This window comes from Georgenia yuyongxinii, assembly GCF_006352065.1.
GTDB lineage: Bacteria > Actinomycetota > Actinomycetes > Actinomycetales > Actinomycetaceae > Georgenia > Georgenia yuyongxinii.
This window is the reverse complement of record NZ_CP040915.1, coordinates 936,488-951,053: the sequence shown is the minus strand read 5'-3', so window position 1 is coordinate 951,053 and position 14,566 is coordinate 936,488. Positions and strand designations below refer to the sequence as shown.

Sequence of the window (14,566 nt, the reverse complement as noted above, 5' to 3'; positions counted from 1 at the left end):
CCGCCGCGTCGTCGTCGGCCCGGGCACCCGCCGTCGCCGTCGCCCGGTCAGGGGTGGCGGACTGTGTACCCGTGCTGGCGCAGCGTGTCGAGCACGCTCTCGCAGTGCTCCGGTCCCTTGGTCTCGAGCTCGACGGAGATCTCCACCTCGTCCACGGCGAGGCCGGTCGCCGTGCGGGAGTGCTCCACGCTCACCACGTTCCCACCGCTGGCCGCCAGCCGGCGCAGCAGCGCGGCGAGGCTGCCCGGGGCGTCCTGCACGATCACCCGCATCTGGAGATAGCGCCCGGCGGCGGCCAGGCCGTGCCGGATGATGCGCAGCAGCACCAGCGGGTCCACGTTGCCGCCGGAGAGCACCACCACCACCGGCCCCTCGAAGGCCCCCGGGTCCTGGATCAGTGCGGCGACCCCCGCCGCCCCCGACGGCTCGACGACCATCTTGGCCCGCTCCACCATGTGCAGCACCGCCCGGGACAGCAGCTCCTCGCTGACTGTGTGCATCTCTTTCACGTGCTCGGCGATGAGCCGGAACGGCACCTCGCCGGGCATCGGGACGGCGATCCCGTCGGCCATCGTGTGCACGTCCGCGCGCAGTACCGGATGCCCTTGCGCGAGGGACTCCGGGTACGCCGCGGCCCCGGCGGCCTGGACACCGACGACGGCGACGCCCGGGTCCACGGCGTGCACCGCCGCGGCGACGCCCGCGAGCAGCCCGCCGCCGCCGGTGGGGACCACGATGGTGCGCACGCCGGGCACCTGCTCGAGGATCTCCAGGCCGATCGTGCCCTGCCCGGCGACGATGTCCGGGTGGTCATAGGGGTGGATGAGCACCCGACCGGAGCGCGCTACCTCCTCGGTCGCGGCGTCGAGGCAGTGGGTGAGGTTCTCCCCGACCAGCACCACCTCGGCGCCGTACTGGCGGGTGGCGGCCACCTTCGGCAGGGCGGCGTCGGCGGGCATGAAGATCGTCGCGGCGATGCCCAGCTCGCGGGCGGCCAGCGCCACCCCCTGCGCGTGGTTCCCGGCCGAGGCGGCGACGACGCCACGGGCCTTCTCCGCCTCGCTGAGCCGGGACATGCGCAGGTAGGCGCCGCGGATCTTGAACGAGCCGGTGCGCTGGAGGTTCTCGGCCTTGAGCCACACCGGCGCACCGACGAGCCGCCCGAGGGTGGTGGAGGCCTCCACGGGCGTGCGGTGCGCGACGGCGGCCACCACGGCCGCCGCCCGCCGAAACTCGGTCAGGTCGAAGGCGGTGGTGCTCACCGTCCCTCGCCGTCCTCCGGGCCCGCGGCACCGACGGCGCGGGCAGACGCGGTGGGCCGGGCCGTGGCGTCCGGCCGAGTCGCGGCGGGGTCGTCGTCCTCGTCGTCCGGCGCGGACGTGGGCGAGTCGTCGTCGACCACGGCGCCGTCGTTCTCGGTCTCCTTGTTCCACGAGGCGGAGATGGCCGCCTCGAGGGCACCGGGTGGACCGCCGGGCCGGTTGATGTCGGTGGCGAGGTGGGGGTACTTGTCGTGGCCGGTGAAGTAGAGCATCACCGTGTTGATCACCGCCACGATCGGGACGGCGAACAGGGCACCCAGGATGCCGGCGAGGCCCGTGCCGGCCGTGACGGCGAGCAGGATCGCGATGGGGTGCAGCGACAGCGCGTTGCCCTGCAGCCACGGCTGGAGCACGTTGCCCTCGATCTGCTGCACCAACAGCACGATGCCGAGCATGATCAGCGCGGTGCCCGGCCCCTGGTCGACCAGCGCCACCAGCACGGCGACCGCGCCCGAGATGAATGCACCGACGATCGGGATGAAGGAGAAGAGGAACACCAGCACGCCGATGGGCAGGGCGAGCGGGATGCCCAGGATCAGCGCCCCGAGCGCGATGCCGACCGCGTCGACGAACGCGACCAGGATCTGCGTGCGCGTGTACCCACCGAGGGTGACCCACCCCCGGATGCCGGCCTCGTTGATCCGCACCCGGGCGCCCCGCGGCGCGAGGCGGACGAACCACTGCCAGATGCTCCGGCCCTCTTTGAGGAAGAAGAACAGCACGAAGACCGTGATGACCGCACCGGTGACCACCGAGGTGACCGAGCCCGTCACGTTCGCGACGCCGGAGACCAGCACGTCGGAGTTCGCCTCGATCTGGTCCGTCGCTTGGGCGATCCACCCCTCGATCTGGGTGTCGTCGATGCCGAGCGGCCCCTCGGTGAGCCAGACCTGCAGCTCCTGGAACCCGGCCTGCGCGCTGTCCGCGAGCGCACCGAAACCGTCCACGATCGACCGGCCGGCGAGCACCAGCAGGCCTCCGATGACCGCCAGCGTCCCCAGGATCGCCGCCAGGGACGCGAGCGCGCGGGGAAAGTGCAGCACTCGGCGCAGCCACGTCGCGACCGGTTCGAGGAGCACCGCCACCAGGATCGCGGCCAGCACGGCGACGAAGATGGTCTGGAAGGTGATGACGGCGTACCCGATCACGATCCCGCCGGCCGCGATGACCAGCAGCCGCCACGACCACGCGGCGGTGGCGCGCACCGCCCACGGCACGGCTCCCGCCGGGTCGGTGCGGGTCTCGGGAGCAGGTCGCGGGCGCGGGGCGGCGGCCGCGGGTACGGTCGCGTTCTCGCGCGCGCTGGTGAGACGGGACAACCATTTGGAGGTGTCGGGCATGGCCCCTCGTTCGGTGCGTGAGACGGTGGCGCCCTCAGCCTAGGGGGCGGCGTCCCGTACACGTCGCGCCGAGCCGGTGGGAAGATCGCCGTGGTACCCGGCGTTGAGCCAGGTGCGCGCAGCGTGCCGTACAGCATGCCCGACGATCGGTCGCCCCGACGGCGCGTGCGCGCGGCACGCGAGCACCCACCACGGCGCCGCGTGCGCGCAGCACGCGTGCCCCCACCACGGCGCCGCGTGCATTCACGGATACAGGAGGACCACATGTTCGGACTTGGCCGGACCACCCAGATGGTGAGCCCCGAGGCGGCGCTGCCCGGACGACCGGCCCCGGCGTTCGCGGTGCCCGCGACGCACGAGGTGCTCGGCACTCCCCTGGCCGGCCCCTGGCCGGCCGGCACGCAGGTGTTGTACGTGGCGATGGGGTGCTTCTGGGGCACCGAACGCATCTTCTGGCGTCTGCCCGGGGTGGTCTCCACCGCGGCCGGCTACCTCGGCGGGTACACCTCGTACCCGACGTATGAGGAGGTGTGCACCGGACGCACGGGCCACACCGAGGGTGTCCAGGTGGCCTACGACCCCACCAAGACCTCTACCGAGCTGCTGCTCAAGGCGTTCTGGGAGAACCACGACTCCACCACCGCCAACCGGCAGGGCAACGACATCGGCACCCAGTACCGCTCGGGCATCTACGTCACCACCGCGGAACAGGAGCAGGCGGCGCAGACGACGAAGGCCGCGTTCCAGCAGGTCCTCACCGCGCACGGGCACGGCACGATCTCCACGGAGATACGGCCGTTCGCCGGAACCGCCGACAGCCCGGGTGCCGGCCCGTTCTACTACGCAGAGGACTACCACCAGCAGTACCTCCACAAGAACCCCAACGGGTACTGCAACCACGGCCCCAACGGCATGACCTGCCCGGTGGGGCTGGTCCCGGCCCAGGATCAGGCCCCGGCCCAGCAGGACGTGCTGCCGCCGCAGGTCTGACGGCAGCCAGGTCGAGCCCAGTTCCGCCGAACCTGCTTCCCTCGGAATTCTTGATGTTCATGCTTGCCACGACGGGGTTGTTCCGCAGTCCGAGGTAGACCGACCGCGCGCCGGGTCGTCGGCGCACCTTGCGCGTGCGCGCGGATAGCGACTGAAACGAAATGGCGAAAATGGCTGGCACGGCAACCATCTCGACCATCTCGTCGGCCAGCGCCGGCGGACCGAGGCGGTGATGTCCGCTCGCGACCAAGCGCAGCACCCGCATCTCGGGCCGTAGTCGCCGGCATCGCACCACCGGCGAGCCGCAACATAGGGTGTCCGCAGCCCCGGCGCCGTCGGGCACCGACCGAGAGGACCGTCCGTGACTGAGCTCCCCACCGCCAGCGGCGGCTTCGGCGACAAGCCGGAGCTGAGCTTTCCCGCGTCCGACGCCCCCGAGGGCCTGCAGGTGCAGGTGCTCGAGCAGGGCAGCGGCGACACCATCGAGGCGGGCGACACGATCGTCGTCAACTATCTGGGCCAGGCCTGGGGTGGGCACGTCTTCGACAACTCCTACGATCGCGGCACCACGATCTCCTTCCCGATCGGGATGGGCGTGGTCATCGGAGGCTGGGACGACGGCCTGGTCGGCCAGCAGATCGGCTCGCGGGTGCTGCTCTCCATCCCGCCCGAGCACGGCTACGGCCCCCGCGGCGTGCCCCAGGCGGGCATCAAGGGTTCCGACACCCTCGTCTTCGTGGTGGACGTCGTCGGCGTGGAGTGACGTGGGCGAGCTCGCCGTCCCGATCCTGCCGAGCAGGGACCTGAGCGAGTCGCTGGCGTTCTACGAGCGGCTCGGGTTCGTCAACCGTGGTGCCCCGCCCGAGGAGTGGGACTATCTCGTCCTCGGGCGGGGCAGCGCGACGATCCACCTCTACGCCAGCCCGGACGTCGACCCGCTGACGACGGCGTCCAGCTGGTACCTACGTCGACGACGCCGACCGGCTGCACGCCGAGTGGGCGGCAGTCGGTGTCCCCACGGACCCCGCGACCGGCAGCCGGCTCGTGGCGCCGGTGGACACCGACTACGGGATGCGGGAGTTCGCCATCGTCGATCCCAGCGGCAACCTCATGCGGGTCGGCTCACCGCTCCCCCGCTGAGCCCGGGCGGTCCCCGCCGGCCGGCACCTCGGCGGGGGCGGGCTGGTCGAGGTAGCGGGCCGCGAGATAGAACCACGCCGGCCACAGCGCCCACGCGGCCACGCCGGGCAGCCCGCCGACGACGAACGCGGCCCGCCGGCCCAGGCTGCCCCGCGGCAGCGCCAGGCCCGCCCCGACGACGGCGCCGCCCAGCAGCTGCGCGGCGCCGATCACCCGGCCCAGCCGCCCGAGCCGGCGCGGGAAGTCCGGCCGGCGCAGCAGCCGGTCGTTGCTCACGAGCATCCACACCGCCTGCACGGCGATGGCCGCGGTGGACAGCGCCGTCGACGGGGCGAAGGGCAGCACGCGGGCCACGAGCAGGGTCCCGGAGGCGGCGCCGACAGCGCCTGCGCCGATCGCCGCGGGGAGCAGGACGTCCCGGGTGCGTCCGGGAGGCAGCTCGGACCCGAGCTCGGCGTAGACGGGGATCACGAGCAGGTTGAAGGCGGCACCGAGCACGTCGTTCGTGGCGCCGAAGACGAACGGGCCGTCGGTGGGCACCTCGATCGCGAACATCAGCCCGAGCGCAAGACCGGACGTCGTGCCGACGCCGGCCGCCGCGTCCGCGCAGGTGGCGGCGCGGCGCCGGGATAACGGCCCGGCGCGGAGCCCGGTTGCCGGGTCGCGGCCGGCAGGTCCTGGAGTCGTCGTCGACATGGTCAACCCCCACGATCGGTCAGGGGCGACGATACGAGCCGCACGCTCCACGCGGAAGGACGCCGGCCCCGGCCAGGACAGAAGACGGCGGCCGCCCCGCCAAGGGACGGCCGCCGTCGTCGTGCGATGAAGCGGGTCAGTCGCTGCCGCGCAGGATCGCGAGCAGGCGCAGGAACTCGATATAGAGCCAGACGAGCGTGACCGCGATGCCGAAGGCGGCCGTCCAGGCGAAGCGGCCGGGCACGCCCTGCTCCACGCCGCGCTTGATGGCGTCGAAGTCCATGATCAGGCAGATCGCGGCGAGCCCGACGGCGAAGAGGCCGAGCAGCACGCCCAGCGGGATCCCCATGATGGTCACGCCGGTGCGCAGGCCCCAGGGGTCGTCCGAGACGCCGGTGATCATGAGCACCACGTTGATCACCGAGAACAGCGCGTAGCCGACGAGGGCGATCAGCACGAACCGGGTCAGCTTGGGCGTCACGCGGACGGTGCCGGACTTGAAGAGGAGGAGCGCGGCGATGAACGTGGCCATGGTGCCGAGCACCGCCTGGAGGATGATGCCCTCCCAGGTGGCCTCGAAGACCGCGGAGATGCCACCGAGGAAGAACCCCTCGGCGACGGCGTAGGCCATGATCAGCGCCGGGCTGGGCTCCCGCTTGAACGCGTTGACCAGGCCGAGCACGAGCCCGACGATCGCGCCGCCGAACGTCAGCAGCGTGTTCGCGCCGAGCACCAAGCCGTTGAGGAAGGCCGCGGCGACGATCACCCCGATGACGAGGCCGGTCTTGATGATGACGTCGTCGTACGTCATGCGGCCGGTGTCGGCCGGGGCGGCGGCCGGGCCGCGGTAGGCCTGCTCGAGGTCGTCGATGCGGCCAGGCTGGCCGTAACCCTGCTGCCCATAGCCAGGCTGCGCGTAGCCCTGCTGCCCGAGGCCGGGCTGCATGGGCGGGGTGGTCCCGGGCTGGGCGTAGGTGGTCCCGGTCGGGCCGGACGGACCGGGGGTGTACCCCGGGTAGGTCGGGTAGCCCTTCGGCGTGCGCTTGGCGCGCTCGCCGAAGACCGGGCTGTTCTCGAAGACGGGATTGCTCACTTCACGTGCCTCCTGGTCGCGGCTCCTGGTCCCGTGCAGCGGGTCCAGGCCGAAGTCGCTGGCCGATTCTCATCGTACGGGCGCATGCGTCCCGGCAAGGAAGACTTCCTCATTGGTACTAACGGGACACTATCGGTCGGTGTTCCGGACGGCACGGTCGCCTCGCGCCGTCACACCTCCGAGACGCCACGGAAAGCCGTGCCCTGCCTCGCCCGGGCCCGTCGGGTCGGTGCGGAGACCTCCTCCCTGAGGATGAGAGGCTCACCTGGACGGCGGAGGCGGGCGACCGCCCACAATCAGCCCAGCCGCCGATCCGGTCCACCGCCCCTGCTCCGTAGCGTTGCCTCCAGCAGCGGCCGGCACGGCCCGCCGCCCGGCCCGCTGACCAGCCGGCCCCGGCACAGAGAAAGGCTCCCCCATGATCGAGGCCCACAACCTCACCAAGCGGTACGGCGACAAGACCGCCGTCGCCGGCATCAGCTTCACCATCGAGCCCGGCACCGTCACCGGCTTCCTCGGCCCGAACGGCGCCGGAAAATCCACCACCATGCGCATGATCATGGGGCTGGACCGCCCGACGGCGGGCCGGGTGACCGTCAACGGCAAGCCCTACGCCCAGCACCGCTCCCCGCTCAGCGAGGTCGGCGCCCTCCTCGACGCCAAGGCCGCGCACCCGGGCCGCTCCGCCCGCTCGCACCTGCGCACCATGGCAGCCACCCACGGCATCTCCCCCAAGCGAGTCGACGAGGTCATCGAGATGACCGGCCTGGCCGGCGTCGCGAGCAAGCGGGTGGGCGGCTTCTCCCTCGGCATGGGCCAGCGCCTCGGCATCGCCTCGGCCATGCTGGGCGACCCCCGCACACTCATCCTCGACGAGCCGGTCAACGGCCTAGACCCCGAGGGCGTGAAGTGGGTCCGCAACCTCGTCCGCTACCTGGCGAGCGAGGGCCGCACCGTCTTCCTCTCCTCCCACCTCATGAGCGAGATGGCCCAGACCGCCGACCTGCTCCTGGTGATCGGCAAGGGCCGGATCATCACCTCCGGCCCCGTCCAGGACGTGATCGACGGCGTCGCCGGCACCACGGTGCGGGTGCGCTCCCCGCGGGCGGCCGACCTGGCCGACATGCTCCAGCGTGCCGGCGCCTCGGTGAGCTCCGCCGAGGCCGGCGTCCTCGATCTGCGCGGCGTCACCGCCGAGCAGGTCGGCGAGACGGCCGCCGCGAACGGCATCGTCCTGCACGAGCTCAGCCCCCAGCGCGCCAGCCTCGAAGAGGCCTACATGACCCTGACCCAGGACGCGGTCGAGTACCGGTCCGAGAACTCCGTCGCCCTGGAGGCCGAGACCCGATGAGTACCGTCACCGCCACCCCGTCCGTCACCCGCGAGCGGCCCGCGCACAGCCCGGTGCGCGCCCGTCTGTCCTTCCCCGGCGTCATGCGCGGGGAGTGGATCAAGCTGCTCTCCCTGCGCTCCACCTGGTGGACCCTGGGCATCACGGTCGTCCTCATGACGCTCGTCTCGCTGGGCCAGGCCGCCTCCATCCAGTTCATGATGGAGGAGCCGGAGGGCGCGGCCTTCGTCGGCGGCATGCATGGCGCCGAGGTCGCCACCGCCGGGTACCAGTTCGGCATGGTCACCATCGCCGTCCTTGGGGCCCTGCTGATCACCGGGGAGTACTCCACCGGCATGATCCGCTCGACCTTGGCCGCCGTGCCCACCCGCCTGCCGGTGCTGGCCGCGAAGGCCATCGCCCTGGTCGTGCTCACTCTCGTCGTCACCGCGGTCGGCCTGGCGCTGTCCTACCTGGTCACCATGCCGTTCCTGAGCGACTTCGACCTCGTCCCTGCCCTGGACGACACCCAGACCTGGCAGGTCGTCGGCGGCATCGCCTACTTCCTCATCGCGGCCGGTCTCTTCGCGCTCGCCATGGGCACCCTGCTGCGCTCGACCGCCGGGGCGGTGACCGTCTCCCTGACCGTCCTGCTCCTGCTGCCCGGCATCCTGCAGTTCATCACCCTGGACTGGGTCCAGGACATCGTCACCTACCTCCCCCTGCCCGCAGCCATGGCGTTCACCACCGTGAGCGAGGCGTTCAGCGGCGAGGGCGGCCTCTCCCCCTGGACCGGCTTCGCCGTGGTGACCGCCTGGGCCGTCGTGCCGATGATCGCCGCCGCGGTGACGCTGCGCCGTCGGGACGCCTGAGCCCCGAAGGATCACCCGAATGCTCACCGGCCGGTCCCGCCGTCGTGCGTCCCAGGTTCTCCCTGCGGCGCACGACGGCGTCGTCGTGCCCGACGGTCCGCTCATCCCTGGCGGCGTCGTCGTGCCCGACGGCGCGGTCGTCCCCGACCCGGTCGTCCTGCGCACCGGGCCGATCACCCGGCTGCTGCGCCGCCACCCGTGGTGGCTGGACGGCCTGATCGCCGCCGTCTACGTCCTGTTGTCCGTCGGGGACTTCCTCGTCGAGCGGCACCTGGGGATGGTCCGGCCGCCGAGCGGCCTGATCCTCACCGCCGCGTTCACCGTCCTCGTGCTGCTGCGTCGGCACATCCCGGTCATCGGGATCACGGTGGTGGGCCTCGCCGTGCCGCTGCACCGGCTCCTCGTCCTGGGCACCGCGCGCGACCCGGCACCGGGGGACATCTTCTCCGGCAACGTCCAGCTCGAGGTCGGCACGACCTCGGTCGCCGGTTACGACCTGCTGACCCTGGCGCTGCTGCTCTACGCCGTCGCCGCCTACCGGAACCGGACCGTCACCTGGCTCACGTTCAGCGGCGTCGGCGCCGCGGTGGCCGCGGCGATCTTCGTGTTCGCCGACCAGCGCTCGTGGCTGGGTGAGCTCTTGGGCTGCACCGGTGTGCTCCTGGTCGCCACCCTGATCGGGCTGCAGGTCCGCTCACGGCGCACCCGGCTGTTCGAGCTCGAAGAACGCGCCCGCCAGCTCGCCCTGGAGCGCGACCAGCGTGAGCAGATCGCGGTGAGCACCGAGCGCACCCGCATCGCCCGCGAGATGCACGATGTCGTCGCGCACTCCATCGCGGTGATGATCACCCTTGCCGAAGGTGCCTCCGCGGCCATGGAACGCCGACCCGAGCAGGCCCGCCTGGCCCTGGACGAGCTCGCCGACACCGGCCGCCGCGCCCTCGCCGACACCCGCCGCATGGTCGGGGTGCTCCGCGAGGACCACCCCCCCGCCGTCCCCTCGACCGCCGCGACCGCCGACCCCCTGGCACCCCAGCCAGGCGCGCACGACGTCGCCGACCTGGTGCAGCGGTTCCGGGTGACGGGCCTGCCGGTCCGGCTGGCCGAGTCCGGCCCGCCGCTGCCCGGCGACACCGGGCTGCAGCTTGCGGTGTACCGCATCGTGCAGGAGTGCCTGACGAATGTGCTGCGCTACGCCCGGCTGTCGCCGCGCATCGACGTCACCATCGCCAGGACGCCCCGATCCGTGGGCATCGTGGTGGACAATGACGCCGGAAGCGCCGGCACCGCCGTCCAGGGCGGCGGGAAGGGGCTGATCGGGATGCGTGAACGCGCGGCCGTGTACGGCGGCACCGTTGAGGCCGGGCCGACGGAGACCGGCTGGCGGGTGCGCGCGCAGCTGCGATGGGACGAGGAGACGAGATGACCGAGAGCACCGTGGTGGGAGCCGGCACCAGTAGTGGAGCGACCACCGCCATCCGGGTGCTGCTCGCGGACGACCAGGCGCTGCTGCGCATGGGCTTCCGCATGGTGCTCGAGGCCGAGGACGGCCTCGAGGTGGTCGGCGAGGCGGCCGACGGCGCGAGCGCGGTCCAGATGGCGGGCGCGCTGCGCCCCGACGTGGTGCTCATGGACGTGCGCATGCCCGGCATGAACGGGCTCGAGGCCACCGAGCAGATCGTCAAGGCCCACCCGGACAGCCGCGTCCTCATCCTCACCACGTTCGACGTCGACGAGTACGCCTTCGACGGCCTGCGGGCCGGGGCGAGCGGGTTCCTGCTCAAGGACACCCGGCCGGCCGACCTGGTGCAGGCGATCCGGACCGTGGCGAGCGGCGACGCCGTCGTCTCTCCCCGCGTCACTCGCCGCATGCTCGAGCTCTTCGGCTCGCACCTGCCCACCGGAGCCGGCGGCGAGGGCGCACCAGGTGGACCGGACCCCAGGCTGGCGCGACTGACCGCCCGGGAGCTGGAGGTCCTCACGCTGGTGGCCGAGGGACTGTCCAACGCCGAGATCGCCGGCCGGCTGTTCGTCTCGGAGACCACCGTCAAGACGCACGTGGGCAACGTGCTCGGCAAGCTCGACCTGCGCGACCGGGTCCAGGCCGTCGTGCTCGCCTACGAGACCGGGTTGGTTCGGCCGGGCTGAACGCCCCGCCGGGAGACTGACGGCGCCGGGCCCGCCGCTCCGTGACGCGGACGGCGCCGGACCGCACTGGTCCGGCGCCGTTCGCGTGTGAGAGGAGCCTGTTACTGCTTGCCGGAAGGCTGCTTGCCGCCGGCGAGGGCCGGGGCCGCGTCCCCCGGGCCGGGCGCGGGCTTCTTGCCCGACGCGGCGGCAGCCTCCCAGGCCGCGCGCGGGTTCTGCAGCGCGGAGAGGGAGACCAGCTCGCGGCGGAAGAACAGCGCCTCTGTCCAGTCGACGAGGATGCGGACCTTGCGCTCCATCGAGGGCATGGCCAGCACGTGGTAGCTGCGGTGCATGAACCATGCGAGCGGGCCGCGGAACTTGATGCCCTTGATCTGCGCGACGCCCTTGTACAGGCCGAGCGAGGCGACCGTGCCGATGTCCTCGTGCCGGTACTCCGCCGGCTCCTCGCCTCGCAGCACGAGCGCGAGGTTCTTGCCAAGGTGCTTGCCCTGGCGGACGGCGTGCTGGGCGGTGGGGGCGGTGGTGGCACCTGGGCCCTTGGTCAGGTCGGGCACTCCGGCGTTGTCCCCGGCGGCCCAGGCCCCGTCGACCACGGAACCGTCCTCGTTGACCACGCGCAGGGTGGCGTCCGTGCGTACGCGCCCGCGCTCGTCGAGCGGCAGGTCCGTGTTGGCCAGGACCGGGTTGGGCTTGACGCCGGCGGTCCACACGATCGTGTCCGCGTCGAAGGACGTGCCGTCGGAGAGCTCGATCTTGCCGTCCACGCACGAGTTGAGGAACGTGTTCAGGTGGATCTCCACGCCGCGCTCGCGCAGCTGCTCGATGGCATACCCGCCCAGCTCCTCGCCGAGCTCGGGCAGGATACGCCCGGCGCCCTCGACGATGACGAAGCGCAGGTCCTCGGGCTCGATGGAGTCGTACTCCTTGGTGGCGGCGCGAGCCATGTCCTCGACCTCGCCGATCGCCTCGATGCCCGCGAAGCCCCCGCCCACGAAGACGAAGGTGAGCATCCGTTTGCGCTCGTCGGCGTCCCAGGTGGAGGCCGCCGTCGCCAGCTTGTTGAGGACCCGGTTGCGCAGCACCGTGGCTTCCTCGATGTGCTTGAAGCCGATGGCGTTCTCTTTCAGACCCGGGATCGGCAGGGTGCGGGCGATGGAGCCCAGACCGACGACGAGGTGGTCGTAGGTGACCTCGTAGGCCGGGTCGTCGGTGAGGGGCTTGATGACGGCCTTGCGCTCTGCGTGCCGGATCTCGGTGATGTTGCCGGTGATGACGGTGGCGCCGCGCAGCTCCCGGCGCAGCGAGGTCACCACGTGGCGCGGCTCGATGGACCCGGCGGCGGCCTCGGGCAGGAACGGCTGGTAGGTCATGTACGGCCGCGGGTCCACGACGGCGATCTCCGCGTCGGCCCGGCCCAGCTGCTTGCGCAGCGTGGTGGCGGTGTAGAGGCCGATGTACCCGCCACCGGCGACGAGGATGCGCGGGGTGCGGGTGGACTGCACCGGCCGCAGGTTCTCCTCCGATCGGGCCGCGAGGGTCTTCGCCGCGTAGGCGCCGGCACCGGCCAGGGCGGCCGCGGTCGTGGTCACGGCGAGGGAGCGGAGGATGGAAGCCATGCGGCCCATCGTAGGTACGCAGCTCCGACCGATCTAGGCGAGATGGGGCGAAATGCCCAGTGATAAGCACCACGTGATGACGTTCCGTCAGATCGGCGGCGTGCTCACGATTTCCTGGTGCCCCCAACGGGATTCGAACCCGTACTCGGCCGGGTTTAAGCCGGCTGCCTCTGCCAGTTGGGCTATGGGGGCGGCGGCACCTGGGCACGACGACGAGGCCCGGCCCCTCCGCACGTCGCCATCCTGCCGCACGGCGGCATGGGGGCGGCGCACCTGGCGTGTGCGCCGGAGAGACAGCCAGCCGGCGTGGGCCCCGATATGACCGCGGAACGTGTGGCGTCAGTCGCCTGTGGGCGCCCCGGCGCCGATCGACAGGGCGATGCCGTCGAGGATGTCGTGCTCGCTGGTCACGACGGTGGTCAGGGCACCGCCCTGGGCGGCGACCTCTTCACGCACCCGGGTGACCACCTCGGACCACACGAGCGCGCCCGCGCCGATGACGTCGACCCGCCCGGGGTGCATGAACCCCATGGCGGCCCGCTCGGCGCGGGTGGCGTGCAGCAACGCCCGGCACGAGGCCAGCGCATCGGCCACGGAGAGGGTGGCGCCGTCGATGGCAGCGGGGTCGTAGGCCGGCAGGTCGAGCGCGTGCGCGGTGACGGTGGTGACCGAGCCGGCCAGCCCGATCAGGGTGCGAGCGGCGCCGAGCGGGACCTGCGCGCCGGCGGCGTCGAGCATGGTGCGCACGTCGGCGCGCGCGGCCTCCTCCTCGGCCGCGGTGGGCGGGTCGCCGTGAAGGTGCCGCTCGGTCAGGCGCACGCACCCGACGTCCATCGACCACGCGGCGTGCGGCTGGCGCTGGCCCAGCACGAGCTCGGTGGAGCCCCCTCCGATGTCGACCACCAGGTACGGGCCCGGATGGGCACTCGGGTCGAGAACGCTCGCCGCACCGGCGAAGCTCAGGGCCGCCTCCTCCGCACCGGACACCACCTCGGGCTCGACGCCGAGGGCGGCGCGGACGCCGTCGACGAAGTCCTGGCGGTTCTCGGCGTCCCGCGTGGCGGAGGTGGCGACGAAGCGGATGCGCTCGACGCCGTGCTGTTCGCAGACCCGCGCGTACTCCCGCGCGGCGTCGAGCGTGCGGGCCAGTGCCACCGGGTCCAGCCGGCCGCTCCGGTCCACGCCCTGGCCCAGCCGGACGATCTCCATGCGGCGCACGACGTCGGTCAGCCGCGGGGCACCGCCCGCGCCGGCGCCGACGTCGGCGATGAGCAGGCGGATGGAGTTGGTCCCACAGTCGATGGCAGCTACCCGAGTCACGGGGACAACCCTGCCACGGCCCACTGACACGGTCAGCGCGGAGGGCGGTGGACTCCGCGCCGGCACCGGCCTTCTAGGCTGAGCCGCATGAGCGAGCAGAGCGCCCTCCACGCGCTGGAGCACTCGGGGATCGACTTCACCGTGACCCGCCATGGCCGTGTGGGGTCGTTGGAGGAGGCTGCCGCCGCCCGCGGGGTGCCGCCGTCGGCCATCGTCAAGTCGATCGTGGTGCGCCGCAGCGAGGACGACTATCTGTTCGTGCTGGTACCGGGCGGCCGCACCATCTCCTGGCCGAAGCTCCGTGCCCTGCTGGGCGTCAACCGGATCTCCATGCCGGACGCGGCCACCGCGAAGGACGTGACCGGGTACGAGCGCGGCACGATCACCCCCTTCGGGGCGACGACGGAGTGGCCCGTGATCGCCGACGCCACGGTGACCGGCACCGTCTCCATCGGGGCCGGCGCGCACGGTGTGGCGGCCACCGTGCGGGCCGACCAGCTGATCGACGCCCTGGGTGCCCAGGTCGCCGACGTGACCGAGCCGGAGGACTGACGCTCCGAGACACCGACTCCACGAGGGGGACATCACCCCCCGGGCCGGGGGCAAGAGGGTGCCCGCAGGGGGATTCGGTGGGGACGACGGCCGGCCACCCGGGGGTGCGCGCCGTCTTGACCCGCGCCACCGGTGGCGCGGATA

The 14,566-nt window shown here is 72.4% G+C and carries 13 protein-coding genes and 1 tRNA gene; 7 read left to right on the top strand and 7 right to left on the bottom strand.

Going from position 1 to position 14,566, the window contains the following annotated elements:
• Positions 1-47: 47 nt before the first annotated feature.
• Both ilvA and FE374_RS04265 read right to left on the bottom strand, forming a co-directional pair.
• The gene (gene ilvA / locus FE374_RS04270; RefSeq protein ID WP_230978447.1) at positions 48-1,262 is read right to left on the bottom strand and encodes a threonine ammonia-lyase; all 1,215 of its coding nucleotides are present in this window, start codon (positions 1,260-1,262) and stop codon (positions 48-50) included.
• Positions 1,259-2,662 (bottom strand): AI-2E family transporter, encoded by a 1,404-nt coding sequence (locus FE374_RS04265; RefSeq protein WP_139927397.1) that lies wholly within the window; start codon positions 2,660-2,662, stop codon positions 1,259-1,261. The genes ilvA and FE374_RS04265 overlap by 4 nt, the downstream gene beginning before the upstream one ends.
• 264 nt (positions 2,663-2,926) lie before the next feature.
• Between FE374_RS04265 and msrA the strand changes: the two genes are divergently transcribed.
• Together msrA and FE374_RS04250 are read left to right on the top strand one after the other, a co-directional pair.
• Complete coding sequence (gene msrA, locus FE374_RS04260; RefSeq protein WP_230978446.1) at positions 2,927-3,652, top strand: peptide-methionine (S)-S-oxide reductase MsrA; 726 nt, start codon at positions 2,927-2,929, stop codon at positions 3,650-3,652.
• A gap of 361 nt (positions 3,653-4,013) precedes the next feature.
• Positions 4,014-4,415 (top strand): FKBP-type peptidyl-prolyl cis-trans isomerase, encoded by a 402-nt coding sequence (locus tag FE374_RS04250; RefSeq protein WP_139927395.1) that lies wholly within the window; start codon positions 4,014-4,016, stop codon positions 4,413-4,415.
• 359 nt (positions 4,416-4,774) lie between these two features.
• On the opposite strand, the gene FE374_RS04240 is transcribed toward FE374_RS04250, so the two are convergent.
• Entirely contained in the window at positions 4,775-5,488 is a 714-nt protein-coding gene (locus FE374_RS04240; protein ID WP_139927394.1) for a hypothetical protein, read from the bottom strand.
• Between the two features lie 136 nt (positions 5,489-5,624).
• Positions 5,625-6,581, bottom strand: coding sequence for a Bax inhibitor-1/YccA family protein (locus FE374_RS04235; RefSeq protein WP_139927393.1), 957 nt, complete (start codon positions 6,579-6,581; stop codon positions 5,625-5,627).
• 418 nt (positions 6,582-6,999) lie between these two features.
• On the opposite strand from FE374_RS04235, the gene FE374_RS04230 reads away from it, so the two are divergent.
• The 4 genes from FE374_RS04230 to FE374_RS04215 are packed head-to-tail and all read left to right on the top strand — an operon-like array spanning position 7,000 to position 10,931.
• Positions 7,000-7,932 (top strand): ABC transporter ATP-binding protein, encoded by a 933-nt coding sequence (locus FE374_RS04230; protein WP_139927392.1) that lies wholly within the window; start codon positions 7,000-7,002, stop codon positions 7,930-7,932.
• Positions 7,929-8,783: an ABC transporter permease subunit gene (locus tag FE374_RS04225; protein WP_139927391.1), complete on the top strand. Its 855-nt coding sequence runs from the start codon at positions 7,929-7,931 to the stop codon at positions 8,781-8,783. Before FE374_RS04230 ends, FE374_RS04225 begins: the two co-directional genes overlap by 4 nt.
• A gap of 19 nt (positions 8,784-8,802) precedes the next feature.
• Positions 8,803-10,209: a sensor histidine kinase gene (locus tag FE374_RS04220; RefSeq protein ID WP_139927390.1), complete on the top strand. Its 1,407-nt coding sequence runs from the start codon at positions 8,803-8,805 to the stop codon at positions 10,207-10,209.
• Positions 10,206-10,931 (top strand): response regulator, encoded by a 726-nt coding sequence (locus FE374_RS04215; RefSeq protein ID WP_139927389.1) that lies wholly within the window; start codon positions 10,206-10,208, stop codon positions 10,929-10,931. The genes FE374_RS04220 and FE374_RS04215 overlap by 4 nt, the downstream gene beginning before the upstream one ends.
• Positions 10,932-11,032: 101 nt before the next feature.
• On the opposite strand, the gene FE374_RS04210 is transcribed toward FE374_RS04215, so the two are convergent.
• The 3 genes from FE374_RS04210 to FE374_RS04200 all read right to left on the bottom strand — a co-directional run bounded on the left by FE374_RS04210 (position 11,033) and on the right by FE374_RS04200 (position 13,870).
• Positions 11,033-12,550, bottom strand: a complete 1,518-nt coding sequence (locus tag FE374_RS04210; RefSeq protein ID WP_139927388.1) for an NAD(P)/FAD-dependent oxidoreductase — start codon at positions 12,548-12,550, stop codon at positions 11,033-11,035.
• 115 nt (positions 12,551-12,665) lie between these two features.
• Positions 12,666-12,742 (bottom strand) — tRNA-Leu (locus tag FE374_RS04205).
• 147 nt (positions 12,743-12,889) lie between these two features.
• Complete coding sequence (locus FE374_RS04200) at positions 12,890-13,870, bottom strand: Ppx/GppA phosphatase family protein (RefSeq protein ID WP_230978445.1); 981 nt, start codon at positions 13,868-13,870, stop codon at positions 12,890-12,892.
• A gap of 87 nt (positions 13,871-13,957) precedes the next feature.
• Here FE374_RS04200 and FE374_RS04195 point away from each other — a divergent pair, with 87 nt between their 5' ends.
• A complete protein-coding gene (locus FE374_RS04195; protein WP_139927386.1) occupies positions 13,958-14,422 on the top strand; it encodes an aminoacyl-tRNA deacylase in 465 nt (154 codons plus the stop codon).
• The last annotated feature ends 144 nt before the right edge of the window (positions 14,423-14,566 follow it).